Here is a 23,763-nt window from a genome sequence, read left to right as displayed (position 1 = left end):
CGTCCTCGTTCGACTTGTCGTGGGGAGCGACCCTGTCGCGCTCGACGATCATGCGCACGGCACGCGGGCATGATCGCGGCACCCGACTCCGTGATCCTGCGTCCGGCGCCACGCGCGGGCGACGCAGTGTGTATAACACTAGAGCTTAATCGCGCCCTTTTCAAGGAAACGGCCTGCTTGCCCGCGCGCGGACCGCGCCGGCCGTCGCGCGTCGAACGGCAACACGCCGGTCATTCGGATCGCGGCGGGCCGTCGCGAGCGGGCGTCTGCCGACGTGCGCACCAGGCCGGCCATCCGCCGCGGCGCATCCGCATCGCCGGCTACTCCCCTTCGCGTCGAGAACGTCGAATCAAATGCCATTCCAGAAATGCGTTGTATGCGAAAAGAATCGCCGACGTAAATGCCAGACGCCCCGTAGTGAGTACGCCAGGCGCCACGACACAGGTCAACGCTGCCAACCCAACCGACATCGGGAGTGTTCTTCCAAAGGCACCCACCAAGATGGCAAACCATCCATCACCATATTCTTTGCTGAATCGCTCGGGGTAAATACCGTACATCAAAAACTTCATAACGGGTCTTCGCGAATCACGAAAGCGCATGACGACTCCCGACACTTCAATGCATTTAAAATTCCAGTGCGCGAGCATTCAAACATGCCCGCGCACTCCAGAGAGGAAAAATAGCCAATCAATCTTCACAACTTACAGATCCATGCCTGCCCGAGGAAAGCGCCTGCGGCACTCAAAAGCGCTGATTGCGGGCCACGAGTGGCGCCCACCAGGGCGGCACCACCAACCGCCGCCCAATTGATGGGCGCCGGATTCAGTTCACACGAAAAGGCACCGCTGACTATTTTCAAATCATTCTGTTTAAGCTCACGTATTTATTCAATCTCCTGAAAAAATTGACTCCGGTCGGCCGCATCTGTCCTCACATTCAGCGCCGACAACGCACTCTATCTGCAGGAGAACTTACAGTAAATATGGAATTTCTCATGGTTTTGATGAAATTCTCATGGAAATCACGGGCCCGCCTTTCGACATGTCACGCGCAAAATCGAGATAACCGTCGTGTTCAGGCGTTCGTTGACGGCACTCGGTTGGGCCGGCCGAGTATCGGTTTCCATCTCGTGGGGTGACGCGGATCGGTGGATTCCCACTGATCGATGACATCGTTTCGAGCGCCTTGAGCTGATTCGCGAGCCCCGCGTTCTGCATAGCGTGCACCAGCGAAACGCGTGGCTAGCTCCACCGCGTCCGGTTCACCGGCCCATGCGTCCGGCGGCGCTTCGTAGCGGGAAAACTGCGCGAGCAGCGACGCTTTCGGGTCGGCGGGCGGCGAATCGTCGGCGCGTGCGCCGAGACCGAAGCAGTTCAGCGCAATGGCGGCCGGAGTGGCGTCGTTCGGTTGATCCATGACAGGCTCTCTCGCGTTGCGCATTTACGTTTAACGCGGGTCGCCGGGAAATCCGTCGCGGGGCCGACAAATTTCTTTGATTCATCGCACGACACGCCTCGATGTTCGACGCGCTTGCCGTCATCGAATCGTAAGGCGTCCATTTTATCGACGACATCGGTGATGCATTCTGCGCCCAACCGAACGTCGGAAATATTGTCCAGACCTCTCGGCCGAATCGGCACGTATTCCCGATTTTGCACAAGAACGCCCGATACAGATCCGATCAAATTGCTTCGCTCTCCTTCATGCGTCATACGGTATGAACGCGATTCTTCTTATTCATTCAATCGCCTCGACAGTGACATGCACGCGTCCCTCGTTCGTCACACACGGTCGCTATGTTCACGTAACGCTCGGTAATAGGCAATCCATCACCGAGCCTGCAGCGCAGTCGCTGCACGTCGAGGTCTCCGCACCTGCAGTAGAAGGTGCGGCCTTTCCAAGGAGATTGTCATGAAGCGAACGAAAGAAGAATCGAGGAGAAGGACAATGCACCGTGTCGCGTTGGCCGGTACCGGAGTCGCGCTGGTGCTCGCGAGCACAGTGTTCGCGTCCCTTGCCGAAAGCGAGTCACGCCATGATGAAGACGGGACCGGACGCACGGTCTCGCCGATCAAGCACGTGATCGTGATCGTCGGGGAAAACCGCACCTTCGATCAGGTGTTTGGCGCATACAAGCCCGGTAACGGGCAAACCGTATCGAACCTGCTGTCCAAGGGCATCATCAAGGACGACGGCAGCGCCGGGCCCCACTTCTCCGATGCCGCGCAATACACTGCGACTGCGACCGATCCGCTGCATTTCGAGCTCAGCCCCGGCGGAAAGTTGCCTTATAGCGTTCTTCCCGCACCCAATACCGGCACTGCGCCTTCTGCGACAAGCGATACGAGCCCGCCGTTCAAGACGCTCGCGGAGGCGATCGCCGCCGAAGGCAATGCGCTGGAATCGCAAGACCTTGTGCAACTGACCACGGGCGCGACGAACCTGCAACAGAAAGTGGTCGATACCCGCTTCAATCCGTACACGTATGTACTGCCGAACGGACCCTATCAGATATCACGTGTCGGCCCCGACTATGACCAGTACATGGCGAGCCCCGTACACCGGTTTTATCAGGCCTGGCAGCAGGCGGACTGCAGCATCGCCCATTACAGCACCGACAATCCGAGCGGCTGTCTCGGCGATCTGTTCGTCTGGGTCGAGACGACGATCGGCGCGGGCTCCAACGGCAACGCACGGCCATCGCCGTTCACTGACCAGACGACCAATGAAGGCTCGACCGCGCTCGGTTTCTACAACGTGAACAACGGCAAGGACATGCCGTATTTCAAGGCACTCGCGCAGAAATACACGATCAGCGACAACTATCACCAGCCGGTGATGGGCGGCACGGGTGCGAACAGCATCATGCTGGGCACGGCCGACGCGCTCTACTTCACGGACACCCAAGGGCAGCCCGCGGTACCGCCGACCAACGAAATCGAAGATCCGCGTCCGAAATCCTCCGGTACGAACAACTGGTATGCACAAGACGGCTACTCGGGCGGTTCGTACAGCAAGTGCTCGGACGCCACGCAACCGGGCGTCGACGCGATCGTCGGCTATCTCGGCAATCTGCCGTATCACCCGAGCCCGAACTGCGCGGCGAACACGTACTACCTGCTGAACAATTACAACCCGGGCTATAACGGTGACGGCTCGCTCAACACGAGCACGTTCACGATTCCGCCGTCGCCGGTGCGCACCATTGCCGACTCGCTGCTGGAGAATCACATCTCCTGGAAGTACTACGGCGAAGGCTGGAACACGTTCAAGAGTTCGGACCCGACAATCAGCGGCGCAAGCGTCTACTGCAACATCTGCAACCCGTTCCTTTACGAAACGGCGATCATGACGAACAAGAAGACCGTCGATAGGCACTTCAAGGACACGACGGACCTCTATGCAGATATTGCCAATGGCAAGTTGCCGGCGGTGTCGTTCGTCAAGCCGGGCGGCAACCTCGACGGACACCCGGCGTCGTCGAAGTACGGCCTGTTCGAAGGGTTCGTGCGCAAGATCGTCGACTCGGTCCAGAGCCACCCGGAGCTGTGGGAATCGACGGCGATCTTCATCACGAACGACGAAGGCGGCGGCTACTATGACTCGGGCTACATCCAGCCGGTGGACTTTTTCGGCGACGGTTCGCGCATTCCTCTGATCGTCGTGTCGCCTTATTCGCAAGGCGGACGCGTCGTGCACGAGTACGACGATCACGTGTCGATCCTCAAGTTCATCGAACGCAACTGGTCGCTCGACCCGATCACATCGCGCAGCCGCGACAATCTTCCGAATCCGGTGCAGATGTCCTCGCAACCGTATGTGCCCGTCAACGCACCCGCAATCGGCGATCTGTTCAAGGCGTTCCGCTTCCATCATCGCGACCACGACCATCATGGGGACGACGACAACAGCGACAACTAGCACGCTGCGCGCAGCGGATCCGGCGGGTTCCCTGCGTTGACGACGGCTCGTGCGCTGCATGCAGCAGCGCGCGAATTGCCGTCGCCGGGCCGCTCGGCCTCGAAAGCTGCCGTTCGCCGAAGCCCGCGGCGAACGGCAGAAATCATTCGACGGTATTCATTAGAATAAGTACACGCGATGGCATCGCGGCGTTCCAGACGAAGCGATGCGCCGCGCAACGCTATGTCTGCGACCCTGCAGACCTGACCGGAAATGAGTGCGGGCAAGATCCTGTCCGGCATCGCGATGGCCGCGCTGTCCGCGGCATGTACCGCTGCGGAAGTGGCGAATGCCTGTGCGCCGTCGTTCTCCGAGGTCGAGGTCCAGCACGGGCTTGAAATGCGGACCCGCTGCGCGGTCTCCGCGCCGGCGCTCGCGCGCGTCACCGAACGCCTGAACCGCGAGGTAAAGCGCGATGGACTCTCCGCCGCGCAACGGGTTGCGCTGGCGACAGCGGCCAACGTGATGCTGCACGCGGTCTTCTCGCAGTCAGGTCACGGCGAGCACGCAAACGACGCCGCGCTCGTCAACCTCGAAACCCTCTTCGAAAGCCTCGCCTCGCAGATCCGGACGCGCCCCGAAATCGACGCGACTGCCGAAGCCTCGAAATGGCGTGCACGCTACGAAGATCTGCTGCGCAGGTTGTCGATCACGCACAGCGCGGATCCCGCTGAACAGCAGCTCGACGAAACCGCAAGGCGCCTCGATCTGGATGTCGCATCTGCCCTGCTCACGCGGCTCGCTGCCGGCGTACCCGGCTCCGCCCAGCCAGCCGCCACGCGCAATTACGAAGCGGCGAGCATCGAACTGCTTCGCTTCATGCCATGGAACGCGCTGCCGTACCTGGAGAAAGCCCATGCACTGCAACCCGACGATGCGGACATCGCCACCGCATACGCCGACACGCTGCTGGAGCAGCGGGAGGCCGAGCGTGCGGAGCCGGTGTATCGCGCGCTGCTGACCCGGTATCGGACGCTTGCGCAGCAGAAGCCCGCCGAGTGGCAGCCCGCGATCGCGCGTACGCTCGGCCAGCTTGGCAGTCTGTACGTGATGCGGCAGCAGCAGAAGGCGGCCGAAGCCGCATGGCTGCATGCGCTCGAAATCTACTGGGCGCTCGCGCGCGTGAACGCTTCGGCCTACGATCCCGCGTTGGCACACACCTTCGACGACCTCGCCACGTTGTACCGCGACACGCAACGTCTGCAGGAGGCGGCGGACGCGTGGCGCGAAGCCCTCGCACTCGACCGCGCGCTGGCCCGACAGGACCCGGTGATGTACCGGCCCGCGGTCGCGATGACGCTCAACGATCTCGGCATCGTCTACAGCGCGACACAGCGCACGCATGACGCGGAACTCGCCTATCGCGAAGCGCTCGACATCCAGCGCGCCCTCGCCCATGACAATCCCGCCGCCTGGCGTCCGGCACTTGCACGCACGCTGAACAACCTCGGGAACTTCTACAGCGCAAGCGCGCGGCTGCCGGACGCGGAGCATGCGTACCGGGAAGCGCTGACGATCCGCGAACAACTCGCCCGCGAAAACCCCGCGCTCTACCAACCCGACCTCGCGCGCACGCTCGGCAATCTGGGCGTGCTGTACCGCATCGAACGGCAGCCGGCCAACGCACTGCACGCGTATCGGCAAGCGCTGCAGATCGTTCACGCGCTGTCGCGCAATGCGCCCGCCGAGTATCAGCCTGACGAGGCGCGAATACTGAACAATCTGGGCGTGCTCTACAGCCGCACGGGCAGGCCGCGCGAAGCGGAAGACGCGTGGCGCCGTGCGCTGGACCTGTACCGCCAGCTCGCGCACGACGATCCGTTGACCTGGCGGCAGGATGAAGCACGCACGTTGCGAAACCTGGCCACGCTGCTCAGCCATACGCAACGTTCGGCCGAAGGCGACGAAATGAAACGCGAGGCCGACGAGCTGATGGATTCGACGCGGGCGCAATAGGTCGCGAGACAAGCCGCCGATCTCCCCTTCAAAATCGAAAGGCGACGGTCGGCTGCGGATCCGGCCGGTGGATGCAACACACTCGAAACTGCTCGAGCAGCCGGTGGACGTGCTTGCCGGCTCGCGGCCTATAGTGAGGGATGAGCATCCCGACCCGCGCGTTGCGCAACCGGCAATGGAATCCTCGGCTTCGGATATCGTCCGACTTTTCCCGACATTCGTATGGCGGCGTCGCCTCGAGCAGCATTGCTACGAGCCGCTCGATCGGGCATTGATCGCGTACGTCGACACCTTGATCCGCAGCGGCGGCGGCACGCGTACCGGCGCCGCATGGCAATCCGGTCACCAGCAACATCATCGGCCGGAGCTTGCCGCGCTCGTCGAGCATATCGACCAGGCTGCACGCGACGTGCTCGGGTTCCTCAAGGTCGCCGATGCCCCGTTTCACATTACCGGATGCTGGGTCAACGTACTGGATCCGGGCGGGACACACGCGACGCACTGCCATCCGAACAATTTTCTGAGCGGCGTGTATTACCTGCGCACGCAAGCGGGTGCCGACACGATCAATTTTCATGACCCGCGCCCGCAGACAACCGTCATTCGTCCGCCCGTCACGGAATTGACGGCTTACAACACCGACCAGGTAGTGTTGCCGGTCAGCGAAGGCACGATGCTGGTGTTTCCAGCCTGGCTGGCGCATTCGGTGTCGGCGAACACGAGCGCGCAAGCACGCGTGAGCGTCAGCTTCAACATCATGTTCGACGACTACGACACCACCATGAGCTCGCCCCTCTGGGGAAGCTGAACCGCCGCGCCGCCAACTGCACGCCTTCACCTGGAAAGTCGGCGCCGTGCGTCGGCGACTCGCCGGCGCATCCTGCTTCTTCCAGGTTTTCCGGCGCCGCATTCCCCTCGCGACGCTGTCACAACCCGGCAAAACTGCCCGTCAACAATGCGTGTCGCCGGGATCCCGCTCGCTTCCGGCCCACGCTGCCGCCGGCCCGCGTTGCGCCGGACCGTGCGGCCTTACGTCCTCGCGCCCCAACAACGAGAATCCCGACCATGTCGAACCAGGACAACTCCCCCGATCAGCAGCACGAACCGGCCGCCGCGGTATCGCGCCGCGGCTTCCTGAAGCTTGCCGGCGTGTCCGGCCTCGCGACCGCCGCTGGCAGCCTCGCGGCAGCCGGCAAGGCCGCCGCGTCGACCCCGGACGGCACGCCCGAACAGATCCACCTGACGTGGGGCAACGACCCGGCGTCGGAAGTCGTGATCTCGTGGGCGTCGCTCGCGCCGGCCGTCAATCCGCGCGCGCGCATCAGCGCGGACGGCGAAGCGCCGCGCCTCGTGCACGGCGTGCAGCGTCTTTACACGGACGGCCTCAACGGGGAAACGGTGTTCACCTATCACGCGCGCGTGCATGGTCTGAAGCCCGGCACCCGCTACCAGTACATGCTGACGGCCGACAACGACAGCAACGCCGCGAATCCGTTCACCGCGACCTTCTCGACCGCGCCGCGCGGCCGCGCGCCGTTCCGCTTCACGAGCTACGGCGATCTCGCGACGCCGAATGGCGCCTGGGTGCTGTCGTCGCCACAAAGCCGCTTCGCGGTGCAGGCGGTCGAGCAGTTCCAGCCGCTGTTCCACCTGCTGAACGGCGACCTGTGCTACGCGAACCTGAACCCCGCGCACCAGCCGGAGGTGTGGCGCGACTTCGGCAACAACAACCAGACGTCGGCCGCGAACCGGCCGTGGATGCCGTGCCCCGGCAACCATGAAGTCGAGTTCAACAACGGCCCGCAGGGCTTCGACTCGTATCTCGCGCGCTATCAGCTGCCCGAAAACGGCACGCACTTTCCGGGCCGCTGGTACAGCTTCCGCGTGAGCGCGGTGCTGTTCATCTCGCTCGATGCGGACGACATCGTCTACCAGGATGCGGCCGCGTTCGTCGCCGGCCCGAACCCGCTCGTGCCGGCGGCCAGCACCGGCCACCCGCCGATCGAGCCGGGCACGTCGTTCTACATCCGCGGCTACAGCAACGGCGAGCAGACGCGCTGGCTCGAACGCACGCTGCATCACGCGTCGAAGGACCACGACATCGACTGGATCGTCGTGCAGATGCACCAGGACGCGCTCAGCTCGTCGAAGACCGGCAACGGCTCGGACAAGGGGATCCGCGAAGCATGGCTGCCGCTGTTCGACCGCTACGGCGTCGATCTCGTGCTGTGCGGCCACGATCACGACTACGAGCGCAGCTACCCGGTACGCGGCTGCAACCATCGGACGGGCGTCGACGCGGCGACGGGCGAGGTCGTCGATACGCTGCAGCCGCGTCCGGCCGTGGCAGCCGATCCGTCGCGCGCGACGTTCGACACGAGCCACGGGACGATCCACCTGATCCTCGGCGGCGGCGGCACGAGCGCACCGCTCGATGTGTACGGCGAGAACCCCGCGACGGGCACCGCCCAGGCCAAGGTGTTCACGAAGCCGAACCGGCCGGTTCCGGGCACGGCGCCGAACACGTTCGTGCGCAAGCCGGCCGATGCGCTCGAGGATGCGATCTGGTCCGCGCGCCGCGACACGGGCACGGGCTATGGCATCGCGGTGTTCGACCACGATCCGGGCACGCCGGGCGGCGACACGACGATCACGATGCGCTACTACCACGCGCCGGGCGCGGACCAGCAGCCGACCGCGCAGTACGAACTGTTCGAGACGATCACGCTGAGCAAGCAGCGTCGCGAGCACTGAGCGTTGCGCCGCCGCGCGGTGGGGACATCCCCCCGCGCGGCGGCGTGCGGCACGCGCCTGTTCGCGCCCCGACGGCCTGCCGCCCCGCCCTTCCCGATGAACTCGCCTTTGGCCAAGACACGTTAGACTGTCAGGCATGGACACATGCCGTTATTGCCAGAAAATCCGCGACGAATGGGATTGCCATGGCGACGAATGCCGACGCGCGATCGCCCTGGCGCTGCGCCGGCAGCGCGCGGGCCTGCCGATGGTCGCCAACCGCATCCGCAACGAAGTCCCGACCGGCGCCTCCACGCAGCAGGTGATCACCGTGCTGTCGCGCCAGCGCCTGCGGGCGCGCCGCGGCAACGAGGAGCGCCGCGAGCGCAAGGAAATCGAGGACGCGGACAGCGTCTGAGCCGCCTGCGGCTTCATCCCGCACCGCCCGTCCCTCCACGCAACGGCCCTACGCATGCGGCGCCGATCGCCGCCCGATCGATGCAAAACCCGACACGATCATTAGGGACGGGCGGGATTTCTCCCAAAATTGTTACTCCTGGCGCAACTATCTTTCGCCGAAATCCACGTTTACCCTAGGTCACTCGAAGCCTACGATGTATTCAACCGCTTACGACATGGTGTCGAACGCGGAAAGCCAAATACATCGGAGGTCATCATGAAGTCGATCGTCTACGCAGTCGTCGCCGCTACCGCCCTGTCCGCTTCGGTTGGCGCATTCGCCCAAAGCACCGTGACCCGCGCCCAGGTGCGCAACGAGCTGGTCCAGCTCGAGAACGCCGGCTACAAGCCGGGCCTGTCGAGCCCGTACTACCCGGCCGACATCCAGGCCGCGCAAGCGCGCGTGCATGGTGACGACAACAGCGGCTACGGCGCGCAAGCCGCGCCGGTCGTCCAGGGTGGCGCACCGGCCGCGAAGGTGCAGAACCCGCGCGACTCGATCTACTTCGGCCACTAAGCGGCCATCGAGCGGCCGCTCAAGCCGGCCGCGCCGCGCCGCGCGCACGATCACGAGCCCGTCCGACGACGGGCTCGTCGCATTTGGGCCCGCCGTTTCGGCGGGACACGCCGTCGCCGTTCCCCATGTACCGTTTCCCAGGCATGCCGCCGGCTACGACGCGCGGATCACGCCGTCCGCGCAGTTCCGCGTGCCGAGCAGCTCCTGATACCGGACGTACGCACGCTGCGCCGACGCCTTCGCCGCGTACATCGCGGCATCCGCCTTGACCAGCAATTCTTCGGCCGATCCGCCGTCGGCCGGAAACTCGCTGACGCCGATGCTCGCGCCGACCGCCATGCGCCGCTCGCCGAACTCCAGCTCCTCGGCCATCACGATCTGGATCCGCGATGCGACGTCGCCGATCACTTCAGGCGAATTCACGCCCGCGAGCAACACGATGAATTCGTCGCCGCCGAGCCGCGCGGCCATGTCGCCGCCGCGCAGCACGAGGTTCAGCCGCTTCGCGACCGCGACGAGCGTGCGGTCGCCGGCCGAATGGCCGAGCTGGTCGTTGATCTGCTTGAAGCGGTCCAGGTCGACGAACATCACCGCGAGCCCTTCGTTCGCCGAGGCCGCATGGCGAATCGCGCCGTCCAGCCGCTCCATGAACAGCAGCCGGTTCGGCAGCCCCGTCAGCACGTCGTGGCCGGCCAGATGCGTGAGCTCCTGCTGCTTGGCCCGCAGCATCGTCATCTGCGTGCGGATCTCGACGCGCATGCAGTCGAAGCAGCGCGCAAGCACGCCGATCTCGTCCGAGCGGCCGACCGGCAGCAATTCCGCGGCAGGATCGTCGAACACGTGCGTCGCCGCGCGCGCGAGCACCTGCAGCGGCCGCGTGATCGCGCGCGCGAACAGGATCGCGAGGATCACCGCGAACACGCTCGAGATCAGCACCATCCGCACGATCCGGCTGCCGAGCATGTCGGCCGGCGCGACCACGTCCGCGAGCGGCCGCGCGATCCCGAGCACGACGAAGCGGTTGCCCTCGCCGCGGCTGAACGGCGTGCGCGCGAACGCGAGCATCTGGTCGGGCGCGCGTGCCGACCCGGCGCACGTCACGCTCGTGCTCGCTTCCTCGAAGAGCGGCTTCGTCGCCGGATACGAGTCCTGCATCAGCACGCGCCGCCCACGGTCGAAGCCGAACGTCTGCGACGGATCCGGATGAACGAGGAAATCGCCCCATTCGTTCGCCAGAAACACCTGGTAGTCGCCCGGCAGATCGCGCTCGAGCCGCAAGAACACGCGCGTCAGCTCGACGTCGATCACGAGCGCGCCGACCGTCTCGCCAAGCTCATCGACCACCGGCGTGCCGACGCGCAGGATCGGCTGCCCCTCCGCCGCGTGCGCCCCCGTCTCGTGATTGATCGCGATTGGCGACAGATAGATATGGCCCTGTGTGGTCGACAACGTGTCGAACACGTAGGAGAACTGCCCCTTCTCCTGGAAGTCGGCCTCCGGCAGCACGGTGATGCCGCGCACGTCGCGGTCGACACGAATCCGCTCGAGCCCGTAATGCGCGCGCGCGATCAGCCGGATCTGCACGTACTCGGGGTGATGCTGCATGAAGCTGGAGTACACCTGTTCGAGCCGACCGCGCCGCGCATGCGCGGGGTCGTCGCCGCTCGCGACAGCGGCCGACGACGGCATCGTCGCGAGCACCAGCGCGTCGTCGGCGACGTCGCCGAGCGCCGCGGTAAAGCGCTGCCCCAGCAACTGCGTCGACATCAGCAGGCTGTGCTGGGCCTCCTGGACGAGCATCGTGCGGTTCGCGCGATACGTGTAATAGCCGGTCAAGCCCGATGCGACGACGCCGATGCACGCGAGCAGCACCGACAGCTTCGAAGTCAGGCCGAGCTTGATCATTTTGCGAAGCGCTCCGGCCGGTCGCCCGATACGATGCGGCTCCACAGGCCCTCGCGACGCGCAATGCTCTCGACCGGCTGGAGCCACACGAGATGCTGGTGCCCCGCGTCGAGGCCCGGCGGCGGCGCAAGCGTATTCGCGAGTCCCTGGCGTTGCGTGAGCAGCGCGCCGATCTCGGGCTCGAGCATGTAGTTGATCCATGCGAGCGCCAGCTCGGGACGCTGCGCGCCGCGCGTCATCGCCCAGCAATCGAGCCACGCGAGCGCGCCTTCGTCCGGAATCACGTAGCCGACGTCCGCGCCCGCGCGGCGCAGCAGCTCGACCTGCTGCGTGCCGTAGTTGCCGAACATCAGCGCCGCGTGATGCTGGACGAACAGCGCGGTCGCTTCCTCGGGCAGCGTGTAGTACGTCAGCAGGTTGCGGCGCAGCTCGACGAGCTTGCGCGCGACCGCATTCGTCTGTGCAGGCGACAGGCTGAACGGATCCCCATAGCCGAGCGCCAGCGCGGTGAACGAGAAATTGTGCTGCGCGCTGTTGAAATCGAGCACCTTGCCCCGATAGCGCGGATTCCACAGCTCGAGCATCGAATGCGGCGCAACCTGCACCTGCTTGCGGTCGTAGATGAGCCCCATCGACGAATACGTGAACGGCACCGCATAGGTCGCGCCATCGAGCACGAGGCCGCCGATTTTCGATACCTGCTGGAAATTCGGCAATTGCAGCCGACGGTTCGGAATGCGCGACAGATCGAGCGGCGCGAGCACCTTGTCGCGCGCATAACGCTGGATTTCGGCGGTGTTCGCGGCAAGCACGTCATAAGCCGGCGGTGAAGCGCTATGCATGCGAGACCATAACGCTTCGTCGGAATCGACGAACGTCACTTCGACTCGCACATGAAATTGCGATTCGAAAGCGCTGACGACATCGCTGTCTGCATAACCGGGCCACGCGAGAACACGCAAAACGTTGTCGTTTGCGGATTCCTGCGCGGCGACACCAGACATGCACAACAGGCCTGACGCCAAAACGACGAGAATCTTGCGCAATGTTACGTTGACCCCGCGCCAACCTGCGCCGATTCCCCTGATCAATCGGACTGTGTCCGCATCGCACGGCTGCATTCGACTGTCCTTTTTTCTAGTCGATGCGATAGCTTGAGCTTGCTACGAGACCATAAAAATAAATCGTATGCAATAAGAACTCGCCGCATGCGTATTCACACTTACTTTTTTACCGGCGAGACGGAATGATTCGCGGTACGGATTTAAAACTTCAGCACCTCGATTCCATTTATCCAGTCACATAACGTTGCGTGTGCAATCAATTCTCCAATTAATCAGGAGAATGCCCTGCGATAATGAATTCGATGAATATCCGAGCGAATTTCATGTACACGGCAATAACGACAGCGCGTCGTATAACTTGAGTCATCCCGGTGTCATTCGATCGCGACTTCTTCATACGATTTCCATTCGTCCCGCCAGGGCGGCAATCAACCTGAACTGCGCGCATTGCCGCGCTCCGATCGGCAATCGTCCGGACCGGCGTCTTTCGTGTTGTCCGTTGATGTCGCGAGGTCGCGGCCGTTCATGGAACTTCGCGCGATGCAGCACACCGGACAGCATCGAACGTGACTCGAATGGATCGTGTGCCGGCACGCACTACGCGCACCGCACGACGACACGCGTACGCGTGGCGGAAGTACGCCGGCCTCGGCGCTTCGTCACGGGGACAGATACGCTTTCCTTTTCGCAACGTCCATCGGACAATGTGCGCGCGTGCCGCGCGCGACGCCCGTCGGGCCTGCATCCGGCGGCGCGCTCCCGTCCATACCGATGAAACGCTACGAAACCCTCGCCAACACGATCGCCGACGAAATCCGCACCGGCAACCTCGCGGTCGGCACGCGCCTGCCGTCGCTGCGCCAGATCATCGCGCAGCACGGCGTCAGCCAGTCGACGGTGTTTCGCGCGTACTACCTGCTCGAACAGTGGGGCCTGATTCGCGCGCGCGAACGTTCCGGCTATTACGTCGCGCCCGGTGCGCGGCCGCCCGCGAAGCGGCGCGCGAGCCGGGCCGCGTCCGCCACGCGCAAGGTCGACATCAGCGACCTCGTGTTCTCGGTCCTCGACGCCGCGACGCAGCCGGGCATCGTGCCGCTCGGCTCCGCGTTCCCGTCGCCGCAGCTGTTTCCGCTGCCGCGCCTCGCGAAATCGCTCGCGCAGGCGACGCGGCTCGTCAGCCCGTGGAGCACGGTCGTCGACCTGCCGCCCGGCAACGAGCAGTTGCGCCGGCAGATCGCGCTGCGCTACCTGGCGATGGGCGTATCGCAGCCGGTCGACGAGATCGTCGTCACGAACGGCGCGCTCGAAGCGCTGAACCTGTGCCTGATGGCCGTCACGCGCCCCGGCGACGTGGTGGCCGTCGAGGCGCCCGGCTTCTATGCGGCGCTGCAGGCGATCGAGCGGCTCGACCTGCGCGCGGTCGAGATTCCGGTCGATCCGCACTCGGGGCTCGATCTCGTCGCGCTCGAACGCGCGCTCGATCGCCATGCCGTGCGCGCGTGCTGGTTCATGACGAACTTCCAGAACCCGACCGGCGTCACGCTGTCATCCGAGAAAAAGCGCGCGCTCGTCGACCTGCTCGCCGCGCGCGACGTGCCGCTGATCGAGGACGACGTCTACGGCGAACTGCATTTCGGGCCTGACTATCCGCTGCCCGCGCGCGCGTTCGACAAGCACGGCCTCGTGATGCACTGCAGTTCGTTCTCGAAGACGCTCGCGCCCGGCTACCGGATCGGCTGGGCGGCCGCCGGCCGCTTCGCGGAGAAGGTGCAGCGGCTCAAGCTGATGACGACGCTGTCGGCGAGCATTCCCGTGCAGGCCGGCATCGCGAACTATCTCGAGCACGGCGGCTACGACCGTCATCTGCGCAAGCTGCGCGGCGCGCTTCACGGGCAGCTCGACCGGATGGACGACGCGTTGCGGCGCTGGCTGCCCGCAGGCGTCGAATGTGTGAAGCCGGACGGCGGCTACTTCCTGTGGCTCGAATTCCCTGACGCGATCGACGCGATGGAGCTGCATCGGCAGGCGATCGAACGCGGGATCAGTTTCGCGCCGGGGCCGCTGTTTTCCGCCGCCCACGGCTTCGAGCGCTGCGTACGCGTGAACTTCGGCCATCCGTGGAGCCGCGAGATCGAGCGGGCGATCCGCGTGCTCGGCGAGCTCGTCGCCGGACCGGCGGTGCGCAAAGCGGGCTGAGCCCGCTTCCGGTCCGGCAGTCATCCGCGGCACCTGGTCGCGGCGCCACGCGTGGCTCGATGCGCTCCGGACACCGCCAGCGGTCAGGCTCCCGCGCGCACAGTCGCTGCTGCACGCATCTGCCGCACTCAGCACTCAGCACTCAGCACTCAGCACTCAGCTCTCAGCTCTCAGCTCTCAGCTCCCGGCTCCCGGCTCCCAGCTTTCAGCTCTCAGCGCATCTGCTGCGCTTGTTCCGCTCGCAACTGCTCCTTGTTGCGGCCCCTTGCGTTCTCTACGCTGTCCTCTCGTCGCGTCCGTCCGGACGCGCCTGTCCGACGAGCGGCGTACCCCGCGCCGCTCACGTTGCTTCCGACTCCATGTATCGATATACGGATTTCGACCGGGCGCTCGTGCAGAGCCGCGCCGCCCAGTTTCGCGACCAGCTCGAACGCTGGCAGCGCGGCGCGTTGACCGAAGACGCGTTCCGGCCGCTGCGGCTGCAGAACGGCTGGTATGTGCAGCGCCATGCGCCGATGCTGCGCGTCGCTGTGCCGTACGGCGAGCTGTCGAGCGCGCAGCTGCGCGTGCTCGCCAGGATCGCGCGCGACTACGACGTGCCCGACGACGCGACCTACCGCGCTGCGTGCGACGCGCAGGCGCAGCTCGGCACAACGCGCCTGCCGACCCGCAATGCGCACTTCACGACGCGCACCAACGTGCAGTTCAACTGGATTCCGCTCGCGAAGTCGGCCGACGTGATGGACCTGCTCGCGACCGTCGACATGCACGGCATCCAGACGAGCGGCAACTGCATCCGCAACATCTCGTGCGACGAGCGCGCGGGCGTGGCGCCGGACGAGATCGCCGATCCGCGTCCGTTCGCGGAGGCGATGCGCCAATGGACGACGCTGCATCCCGAGTTCGCGTTCCTGCCGCGCAAGTTCAAGATCGCGATCACCGGCGCGGCCGAGGATCGCGCGGCGACCGACTGGCACGACGTCGGGCTGAAACTCGTGCGCGACGACGCGGGCGAACTCGGCTTCCGCGTGAGCGTCGGCGGCGGGATGGGCCGCACGCCGATGACCGCGACGCTGCTGCGCGCGTTCCTGCCGTGGCAACACGTGATGAACTACATCGAGGCGATCGTGCGCGTGTACAACCGCTACGGCCGCCGCGACAACAAGTACAAGGCGCGCATCAAGATCCTCGTGAAGACCGAGGGGCAGCGCTATATCGACGACGTCGAGGAGGAGTTCCGGCAGATCGTCGAGCACGACGGCGGCCCGCATACGATCCCGCAGGCCGAGTTCGACCGCATCGCCGCGTGCTTCGTGCCGCCGTCGCGCAAGCCGCGCGCCGTCGACCTGCACGACGCGAATGCGCGCGTCGCCGCGCAGGCGAACCGGCATCCGGCGTTCGCGCGCTGGCTCGCGCGCAACGTGGCCGCGCACCGCGACCCGTCGCTGCGGATCGTCACGCTGTCGTTCAAGCGGCGCCTGCAGGCGCCCGGCGACGCGTCGCCGGACCAGCTCGACGCGCTCGCGACGCTCGCCGACCGCTACTCGGCCGGCGAGGCACGCGTCACGCATACGCAGAACGTCGTGCTGCCGTGGGTGCACGTCGACGACCTGTTCCTGCTGTGGGAAAACGCGCGCGCGGTCGGCCTCGCGAGCGCGAACGTCGGCCTGCTGACCGACATGATCGCGTGCCCGGGCGGCGACTTCTGCGCGCTCGCGAATGCACGCTCGATCCCGATCGCCGATGCGATCGCCGAGCGTTTCCAGGATCTCGACATGCTGTACGACGTCGGCGACATCGACCTGCACATCAGCGGCTGCATCAACTCGTGCGGCCATCATCACAGCGGCCACATCGGGATCCTCGGCGTCGACAAGGACGGCGCCGAGTGGTACCAGGTGACGCTCGGCGGCTCCGACGGCTCGGCCGCGAGCGGCCCCGCGCAGCCGGGCAAGGTGATCGGCCCGTCGTTCTCGGCGGACGAGATCGTCGATGTCGTCGACGCGCTCGTGGCCGCGTACCTCGACGCGCGACGCGACGTCGACGGCCGCAGCGAGCGGTTCATCGACACGGTGCGCCGCGTCGGCCCCGAGCCCTTCAAGACCGCCGCGAACCACGCGCGGCATCTCGCGGTATCCGCATGATGAAACCGACCGAACGCATCCGGCTGCTGACGCCGGCACACCATGACGACGACACGCGCGACGCGCAGCAGTGTGGCGCCCCGACGCTGACGATCGCCAACGACGACGATCTTGCGCCGCTCGCCGCGCAGATCGCCGCGGCGTCGCGGATCGACCTTCAGTTCCCGACGTTCACCGACGGCCGCGCATACAGCCAGGCCTACCTGCTGCGCAGGCGCTTCGGCTTTGCGGGTGACCTGCGCGCAACCGGCGACGTGATGGCCGATCAGTTGCTGCTGATGGAGCGCACCGGTTTTACGAGCGCGGTGCTGCACGCGGACGCCGACATGACCGACGCGCAGCGCCAGCTCGAGCGCTTTCCGGGGTTCTATCAACGGGATGCGAGATCGGAGCCGCTGAAATCATCGGATAACTGAACGTTCGGCAATCATCCGACGCCCGCGCCGGCGGCGTGTTTTCAGCGCTCTGCGAAAACACGCCGCGCGGCCGGCACCGGTATTCTCACGATCATTCGATGCATTTCGCGTGCCAAAGCACACGTCGCGTGGCCACATCGGCGCAATCCTGCCTTCGATCCTCGCATCGCTTGACATTTTCAATGCATGACCTAGGTTGACTCTACAGATCAAACGAGCAGCAAACCTCGTACGATTCGCGCGACAGGACGCCCCCGCGTGCCGCCCGGAAGCAGGCATTGCGTCACGCAGATCACTCAAACCAGGGGATTCGCCATGAACAACCCCTTGCCTCCCGGCGTATCGAACTCCACGTCACGCACGTCGCTCACGGCGGGCTCGCGCGTGCCGGTATGCGTACCGGGCCCCGCGCGTCCTGTCGTATCGACATGTCCGCTCGCGCCACCACGCTGACCGCGATTTCGATCACCTGACAGTTGCAACGCTGCGGCGGGCGCGCCCCGCCGCTCGTCGACATTGCGTGACAAGCAGCCCGACTTCCGCGTGCCGGCCCGTCGCGAAATCGGGCGCGATCACCTGCGAGCCTGGACATGGCGACATCCAATCCGTTCGAAGCCCGCCGAACTGCAAGCAATCCGGTGAGAATGAGTCACTGGACGGCGCGCGCGCGGGCCGTTTCATTGAGCCTTTACCTGCTGCTGGTCAACGTGGCGGGCGTCCTGATCGCCACGGCCGCGATCAATCCGCCGCTCAAGCAGCGCAACCTGTGGGAATGGCTGTCGGCGATCCATTGGCCCGTCACGATGATCCTGGTCGGCGCACTCGCTACGTTGCTGCTGGGTACGCCGCTCATCGCGTTCCTGTGTCTCGGCTGGTATGCGCGCTATGACGAATTCCGGAACAGCCTCAAGAGCAACGCGCTCGACGCCTACCTGAAGCGCTTCTGGTCGAAGTGGTTGCTGAAGACGATCCAGTATGCAGAGCAACAGGACAACTCGTTGCCGGCCGCACAAGACGACAAGCAACGGTTGAACGACTTCCAGAACCGCTGGCCCACGCTCGGCGACCGCCTGTTCGCGAACATCTACCACGAGCAGTACGGCCTGTGGGCGTTCGTGCCGCCCTTCATCATCCTGCTCGCAACGGCATACGCGGTCGTAACGGTGGCGACGTGGCTCTGCACGCAGGGGGATTGCGCGTCGTCGGACAAGGCGACCTGCATCTTCGGGCTCAGCGCGCCGCTGATCGTGGCGGCAATCGCCGGGGCATTCATGTTTGTCGTCAGCGATTCCGTGCTGAGCATCCGGCGCCGTGCGCTGAACGCATCCGACGTGTACTGGTATGCGCTGCGCCTGTTCCTGGCGATGCCGCTCGCGCTCGTCGCGGCCAATGCGCCGTCGCTCGGCGCGGAGCCGCATGTCGTGCTGGCCTTTGCGCTGACCATCCTGCCGGTCGACGAAATCATGAAGCTCGTTCGCAGGATGGCCGCGCACAATTTCACCGATTTCGAAAAACAGGAAGACACGCCCGACGAACTGCTCAACCTGAACGGCGTCACGAAATTCGTGACGGCCCTGCTGCACGCGGAAGGCATCACGTCGATCGAGCAGATGGCGGCGGCCGACCCCGTCACGCTGTCGATCCGGACGGGATTTCCGTTTCGCTTCACGCTGAGGCTCGGCTCGCAATCGATCGTGCGCCGGCATTTCGGCCCGGACGCGTCGACGCTGCTGCCGATCGGCCTGGCTGACGTCGTCCCGATCTACCTGCTCATGCAGGCCCTCGACGCCGGGTCGCCGCCTGGAACGCCGCCTGAAACGCCGCCCGGAACACCACCCGGATCGCCATCCGGATCGCCACCCGAAACGTCGCCCGGAACACCACCCGGAACACCGGCCGCCACGCTGGCCAATGTGCCGCCACTCGAACACGCGGAAGACATCATTGCCGAAGCCGCGGCGCGACTGTTTCCCGGTACGCAGACGGACGAGGCGATGGCGCGCGCGAAAGCGGTCGTGAAGATGAAGTTCCGGCAGATTGCCGCGGAAGAATATACGTTGATGCTTGCGCAGATCACGCCGCTCGATCCGGCGCTGTAGTGTTGCTGCCAAACCGTCGCGGGAGCAATGTCATTCGCGTGTGCGCCGGGCGAACGTGCGTCGCCCGGCGCGATGCGCGCGCCGCACACGAGCCGGCGAACGCGCTGCCGTCCCCGCGCGGAACGGCAGCGGAAGACGGCGACGCCAAGCGGGCGTCACCGTCCATGCACGACGCATGCGCGCTCAGCGTGCCGCCATCTGTTTCCTGAACGCCGCGAGAATCCGCTTCTCGAGCGCGATGTAGTCGCGGCCGAAGTGGTGCTCGCCCTGCGTCTTGATCAGCTCGACGCCGGTGCTCGCGAGCGCCGGACACATCGTTTCCTTCTCCGCCTCGCCATAGAAGCACTGGACGATGCCCGGCGGCACCTTCGCGATCTCCGGCGCCACCTTCAGCGCGTTGTCGCTCGCCGGCATCCCGAGCCAGCCCGTCACGCGGATCTGGAAATCCGCGGCCGGCGCGAAGCCGAGCAGCGACATCACGGACACCTTGTCGCGCAGGTCGGCCGGCAGCCGGTTGTACGCGAACGGCATCACGTCCGCGCCGAACGAATAGCCGACGAGCGCGACGTTCGTCGCCTGCCAGCGCTTCATGTACGTGCGCATCACGCGCGCGAGATCACGGCTCGTCTGCGCGGGCGGCTTCTCGCTCCAGAAATAGCGCAGCGCGTCGATGCCGACGACCGACACGCCGTCGCGCTGCAGCGCCTCGCCGATCGTCTTGTCGAGATCGCGCCAGCCGCCGTCGCCCGAGATTACGATCGCGAGCATGCCCGACGGCTTCGCGGCCGGCAGCTCGACCAGCGGCAGGTCCGACACGTCGAACTCGTCGTCGGACGTGCCGTCGCGCAGGTGCGGCGCGATCAGCGACACGAGCTTCGCGCTGTCGCCCGTCGCCGCCGCGTCGACGAAGCCCGGCATCGCGCGGCGCACGATCGTCGGATCCGGCGGGCACGGCTTGAAGCGCGGATCGAGCTTCGCGGACGGCTCGACCGACACCGCGCCGGCGATCGTATTCTCCGGCGCCATCGACAGGATCTGCTTCGCGATCGCGCCGCCCTGCCCGACACCCGCGACGATCGGCGCGTAGTAGCGCGACGAGCGCGCGAGCCGTTCGAGCTGGTGGCTGACGGCCTCGGCGTCGCCGTCGAGGTGGTGGCAGGTTTCCGGTTTCGCGGCGAGGTTCGCCGCATAGCGCTCCGAATCGACGCCGACCGTCATCGCGCCGGCCTTTGCGAGCGCGTCGGCGGCCTGCTGGTCGGCGGCGTTCCAGCCGCTGTCGCGCGGGAACAGCACGACAAAGCCACGCAGCGGACCGTTCGGCTTCGTGACCGTGACCGGGCCGTACCGGCCGCCCGCCACCGTCTGCACATTCGTTGCCGCCGGCTGCGTCGCGAACGCGGCGCCGGCCAGCATCATTCCCACGCAAGCGCCCAGCGCCCGCGCAATTCCCTTCTTCAACATCATGAACGCCGACCTCCAGCCAGCAAGGACAGATCGGCCAGCGTGACGAACACGCCGACCGAGCCCGAAGCCGCGAGATAACGCGGCTCCCAATGCGGCTCGAACTTGCTCTTGAACGCGCGCAAGCCGCGGAAATTGTAGAAACGGCCGCCGAAGCGCCAGACCATCAGCCCGAACCGGTGCCACGGCGACGGCATCCGCGCGGCGCCCATTCCCGAGAACGGTGCGATGCCGAGGCTCAGCTTGCGGAAGCCCGCTTCCTTCAGGTGCAGCGCGAGTTGCGTGAACAGGTACTCCATCGCGTACGGCGACGCGTCCGGCAGATGGCGCATCACGCCGACCGTCGCCTCGGTGTTGAGGTCGGTCGTCATGAACGTGACGAACGCGATCGGCTTGTCCGCCTGCCGCACGAGCATCACCGACTGCGTCGCGAGATAGCCGTCGTGGAACGCCGCGACCGAGAAGCTCTTCTCGCGCGCGTCGCGGCTGTCGAGCCAGCCGTCGGAGATGTCGCGCAACGCGGGCAGCGCGTCGGGCACATGCTGCGGCGCGATCACTTCGACGGTCAGCGCGTCCTTGTCGCCGCGGCGCAATGCATAGCGCAGGTGCGAGCGGTGCGAGCCCTTCAAGTCGAACTCGTCGAGCGCGACGTGCGCTTCCTCGCCGAGCTTCATCAGCGTGAGGCCCGCGTCGAGATACAGCGGCAGCGCGTTCGCGCGCACCTGGTAGAACGCCGCGCGGCCGCTGTGCGCATGCGCGAGCGCGATGAACTTGCCGATCAGCGCCGGCCATTCGCTGCGCGGGCCGACCGGGTCGTGCAGCGCGGCCCACGTGCGGCCGTGCTTCGCGTACATCAGGAACGCTTCGCGCGATTCCGAGAACAGGAAGCTCTTGTCGCCCATCAGCGCGAGACCCGCATCGCTGCATTCCTGCGCGCGGATGATCCGCTCGGCATCCTGCAGGTCCTGCGGCGCCGGCTGCACGAAGCGGCCGGGCGCCGGGCGCAGCAGCTGCCACAGCGCGAACATCGCCGCGCACAGGCCGGCCGCGAGCGTCGCACGCAGCGCGCGCGGCGCGCGTGCGTCGAACGAGAAATGCGACCACAGGTCGCCCGTGAACGACACGTCGCGGAACGCAAAGCCCAGCACCCACACGGCGAGCATCAGCACCATCGCGACCGACACGAACCAGCCGATCGTGAAGCGCTCCGCGAACAGCGACGAATGACGGTTGAAGCGCCGGCGGCTGACGAGCAGCAGCACGAGCAGCGCGCCGAGCACACCCGCTTCGACGAACGCGAGGCCCTTCACGAGCGACAGCGCCATGCTCGTCAGCGTGAGCGCGAAGGTCATCCACCACGCGGCGTCGAGCCGGCGCAGCAGCCCGCGCGCGACGAACAGCAGCGCGACGCCCAGCACGCTGCCGATCACCTGCGAACCTTCGAGCGCCCACAGCGGCACGACGCTGCGCAGGATCACGATCCGGTGCCAGAACGCCGGCGTCGCGCTGGAAATCACGAGCATCGTGCCGACCGCGAAGGTGACGAGGCTCAGGAACAGCGGCGCGAGCTGCGACACGCGCGCGGCCTGCCGCGTGACGAGGCGGCGCCGCAGCGCGCGGCCTTCGAAGGCCGCGAGCAGGCCGGCCGACAGCACGAACGGCACGCCGAAGTAGATCGCGCGATACGCGATCAGCGCGGCAACCATCGCATGCGCGGGCACGTCGTGGCCGAGCGTGAACACCATCGCGGCCTCGAACACGCCGATCCCGCCGGGCGTGTGGCCGATCATCCCGAGCAGCAGCGCGGCCGCGTAGATGGTGATGAAGCTCGCGAAGCCGACCGGCGCGGCGGGCAGCAGCACCCACAGCGTCAGGCCCGCGGCGACCACGTCGAGCACCGCGTAGACGATCTGCGCGACGAGATCGCGCCGCGCCGGTACGTCGAACGACAGCCATTTGAAGCGCGTGACGACCGGCCGGGCCGTGTTGCCGCATGCGACGACGATCGCGGCCATTGCCACGAGCAGCGCGGCGCCGCCCCACGTCAGCACGGCCGGCGCGACGTGCAGCATCGTGGCAAGCGCCTGCGGTATGCAGACCATCCCGAGCGCGGTCATCAGCACCAGCGCGAGCGCGAGCGTGCCGCTCGTGAAGACCGTCATGCGGCCGACCTGCGCGGGCGTGACGCCGGCCACGCCGTACACGCGCGCGCGCACGGCGCCGCCCGTCAGCGCGCCGAAGCCGGTCGCGTTGCCGAGCGCCGAGCCGGCGATCGCGCCGATCCATAGCGCCGCGCGCGGCACCTTGGCCGCGACGTAGCGCAGGCCGACCGCGTCGCGCGCGACCAGCGCGAGATAGCTGAGCGCCGTCGCGGCGAGCGACGCGCCCCACTCGGCGGCCGACATGTGGCGGAGCTGGCGGATCACCGACCGGTAGTCGACGGACGCCGACAGGTGCTGGAAGACCACGATCAACAGCAGCCCGATGCCGAGTGCGAGCAGCGGCGACAGGACACGCTCGTTGCGGAGCAGTGCCGAGACACGGCCGAACATCGCCGCGGCACGGCTGGGCGAACCAGGGTGGCGGGAAGACATAAGTTATCGGTGGCGGTACATAGCGTGTCGCGGCGCCGGGTGGCCGGGCGGCGACGGATCTGGTTGTTCTGCGTCGGCGGCCGGCCAGCGCGGGAGCTGGCGGCGCCTGATTCAGAAATTACAAGTATACGGAATTTTTATTACAAATTCTTCACAAGCAGAACCGCTATGCCGGATAGGCCGGCCACCTATATGCGAGATCAAAACTAAGCGTTCCATACATGCGCGAGACGCGAATCATACCGGGAACCGGGGC

Annotated in this window: 14 protein-coding genes and 1 pseudogene; 10 read left to right on the top strand and 5 right to left on the bottom strand. The window is 65.9% G+C overall.

Annotated elements, in window-relative coordinates; genetic code table 11:
- Positions 1 to 1,158: 1,158 nt before the first annotated feature.
- Positions 1,159 to 1,419, bottom strand: a pseudogene (locus ACV229_RS00075) (DUF1800 domain-containing protein); the annotation flags it as partial.
- A gap of 531 nt (positions 1,420 to 1,950) precedes the next feature.
- On the opposite strand from ACV229_RS00075, the gene ACV229_RS00070 reads away from it, so the two are divergent.
- The 6 genes from ACV229_RS00070 (at position 1,951) to ACV229_RS00045 (ending at position 9,628) form a co-directional block, all read left to right on the top strand.
- Positions 1,951 to 3,924, top strand: a complete 1,974-nt coding sequence (locus tag ACV229_RS00070; protein ID WP_448081544.1) for an alkaline phosphatase family protein — start codon at positions 1,951 to 1,953, stop codon at positions 3,922 to 3,924.
- 252 nt (positions 3,925 to 4,176) lie between these two features.
- The gene (locus ACV229_RS00065; RefSeq protein WP_448081074.1) at positions 4,177 to 5,919 is read left to right on the top strand and encodes a tetratricopeptide repeat protein; all 1,743 of its coding nucleotides are present in this window, start codon (positions 4,177 to 4,179) and stop codon (positions 5,917 to 5,919) included.
- 67 nt (positions 5,920 to 5,986) lie between these two features.
- Positions 5,987 to 6,727, top strand: coding sequence for a 2OG-Fe(II) oxygenase family protein (locus ACV229_RS00060; RefSeq protein WP_448081073.1), 741 nt, complete (start codon positions 5,987 to 5,989; stop codon positions 6,725 to 6,727).
- A 257-nt stretch (positions 6,728 to 6,984) separates the two neighbouring features.
- The gene (locus ACV229_RS00055; protein ID WP_448081072.1) at positions 6,985 to 8,673 is read left to right on the top strand and encodes a purple acid phosphatase family protein; all 1,689 of its coding nucleotides are present in this window, start codon (positions 6,985 to 6,987) and stop codon (positions 8,671 to 8,673) included.
- Positions 8,674 to 8,809: 136 nt separating this feature from the next.
- The gene (locus ACV229_RS00050) at positions 8,810 to 9,070 is read left to right on the top strand and encodes a hypothetical protein (protein ID WP_448081071.1); all 261 of its coding nucleotides are present in this window, start codon (positions 8,810 to 8,812) and stop codon (positions 9,068 to 9,070) included.
- A 258-nt stretch (positions 9,071 to 9,328) separates the two neighbouring features.
- The gene (locus ACV229_RS00045; protein WP_448081070.1) at positions 9,329 to 9,628 is read left to right on the top strand and encodes a DUF4148 domain-containing protein; all 300 of its coding nucleotides are present in this window, start codon (positions 9,329 to 9,331) and stop codon (positions 9,626 to 9,628) included.
- Between the two features lie 153 nt (positions 9,629 to 9,781).
- On the opposite strand, the gene ACV229_RS00040 is transcribed toward ACV229_RS00045, so the two are convergent.
- Together ACV229_RS00040 and ACV229_RS00035 are read right to left on the bottom strand one after the other, a co-directional pair.
- Complete coding sequence (locus ACV229_RS00040) at positions 9,782 to 11,533, bottom strand: diguanylate cyclase domain-containing protein (protein WP_448081069.1); 1,752 nt, start codon at positions 11,531 to 11,533, stop codon at positions 9,782 to 9,784.
- A complete protein-coding gene (locus ACV229_RS00035) occupies positions 11,530 to 12,654 on the bottom strand; it encodes an extracellular solute-binding protein (RefSeq protein ID WP_448081068.1) in 1,125 nt (374 codons plus the stop codon). The genes ACV229_RS00040 and ACV229_RS00035 overlap by 4 nt, the downstream gene beginning before the upstream one ends.
- Before the next feature lie 714 nt (positions 12,655 to 13,368).
- On the opposite strand from ACV229_RS00035, the gene ACV229_RS00030 reads away from it, so the two are divergent.
- The 4 genes from ACV229_RS00030 to ACV229_RS00015 all read left to right on the top strand — a co-directional run bounded on the left by ACV229_RS00030 (position 13,369) and on the right by ACV229_RS00015 (position 19,452).
- Entirely contained in the window at positions 13,369 to 14,793 is a 1,425-nt protein-coding gene (locus ACV229_RS00030) for an aminotransferase-like domain-containing protein (protein WP_448081067.1), read from the top strand.
- A 359-nt stretch (positions 14,794 to 15,152) separates the two neighbouring features.
- Positions 15,153 to 16,937 carry a nitrite/sulfite reductase gene (locus ACV229_RS00025; protein WP_448081066.1) on the top strand — a complete coding sequence of 595 codons (1,785 nt, stop codon included), beginning with the start codon at positions 15,153 to 15,155 and terminating at the stop codon, positions 16,935 to 16,937.
- Positions 16,937 to 17,353 (top strand): DUF934 domain-containing protein, encoded by a 417-nt coding sequence (locus tag ACV229_RS00020; RefSeq protein WP_448081543.1) that lies wholly within the window; start codon positions 16,937 to 16,939, stop codon positions 17,351 to 17,353. Before ACV229_RS00025 ends, ACV229_RS00020 begins: the two co-directional genes overlap by 1 nt.
- A 644-nt stretch (positions 17,354 to 17,997) precedes the next feature.
- On the top strand, positions 17,998 to 19,452 hold the full coding sequence (locus ACV229_RS00015) for a hypothetical protein (RefSeq protein WP_448081065.1): 1,455 nt from the start codon (positions 17,998 to 18,000) through the stop codon (positions 19,450 to 19,452).
- A gap of 183 nt (positions 19,453 to 19,635) precedes the next feature.
- Here ACV229_RS00015 and ACV229_RS00010 read toward each other — a convergent pair whose 3' ends face one another.
- Both ACV229_RS00010 and mprF read right to left on the bottom strand, forming a co-directional pair.
- The gene (locus ACV229_RS00010; RefSeq protein ID WP_448081064.1) at positions 19,636 to 20,916 is read right to left on the bottom strand and encodes a virulence factor family protein; all 1,281 of its coding nucleotides are present in this window, start codon (positions 20,914 to 20,916) and stop codon (positions 19,636 to 19,638) included.
- A complete protein-coding gene (gene mprF, locus ACV229_RS00005) occupies positions 20,913 to 23,507 on the bottom strand; it encodes a bifunctional lysylphosphatidylglycerol flippase/synthetase MprF (RefSeq protein ID WP_448081063.1) in 2,595 nt (864 codons plus the stop codon). The genes ACV229_RS00010 and mprF overlap by 4 nt, the downstream gene beginning before the upstream one ends.
- Between the last annotated feature and the right edge of the window lie 256 nt (positions 23,508 to 23,763).

The organism is Burkholderia sp. MR1-5-21, assembly GCF_053427715.1.
Note: the sequence above shows the minus strand (reverse complement) of the source record. Positions and strands in the feature narration are given on the sequence as shown.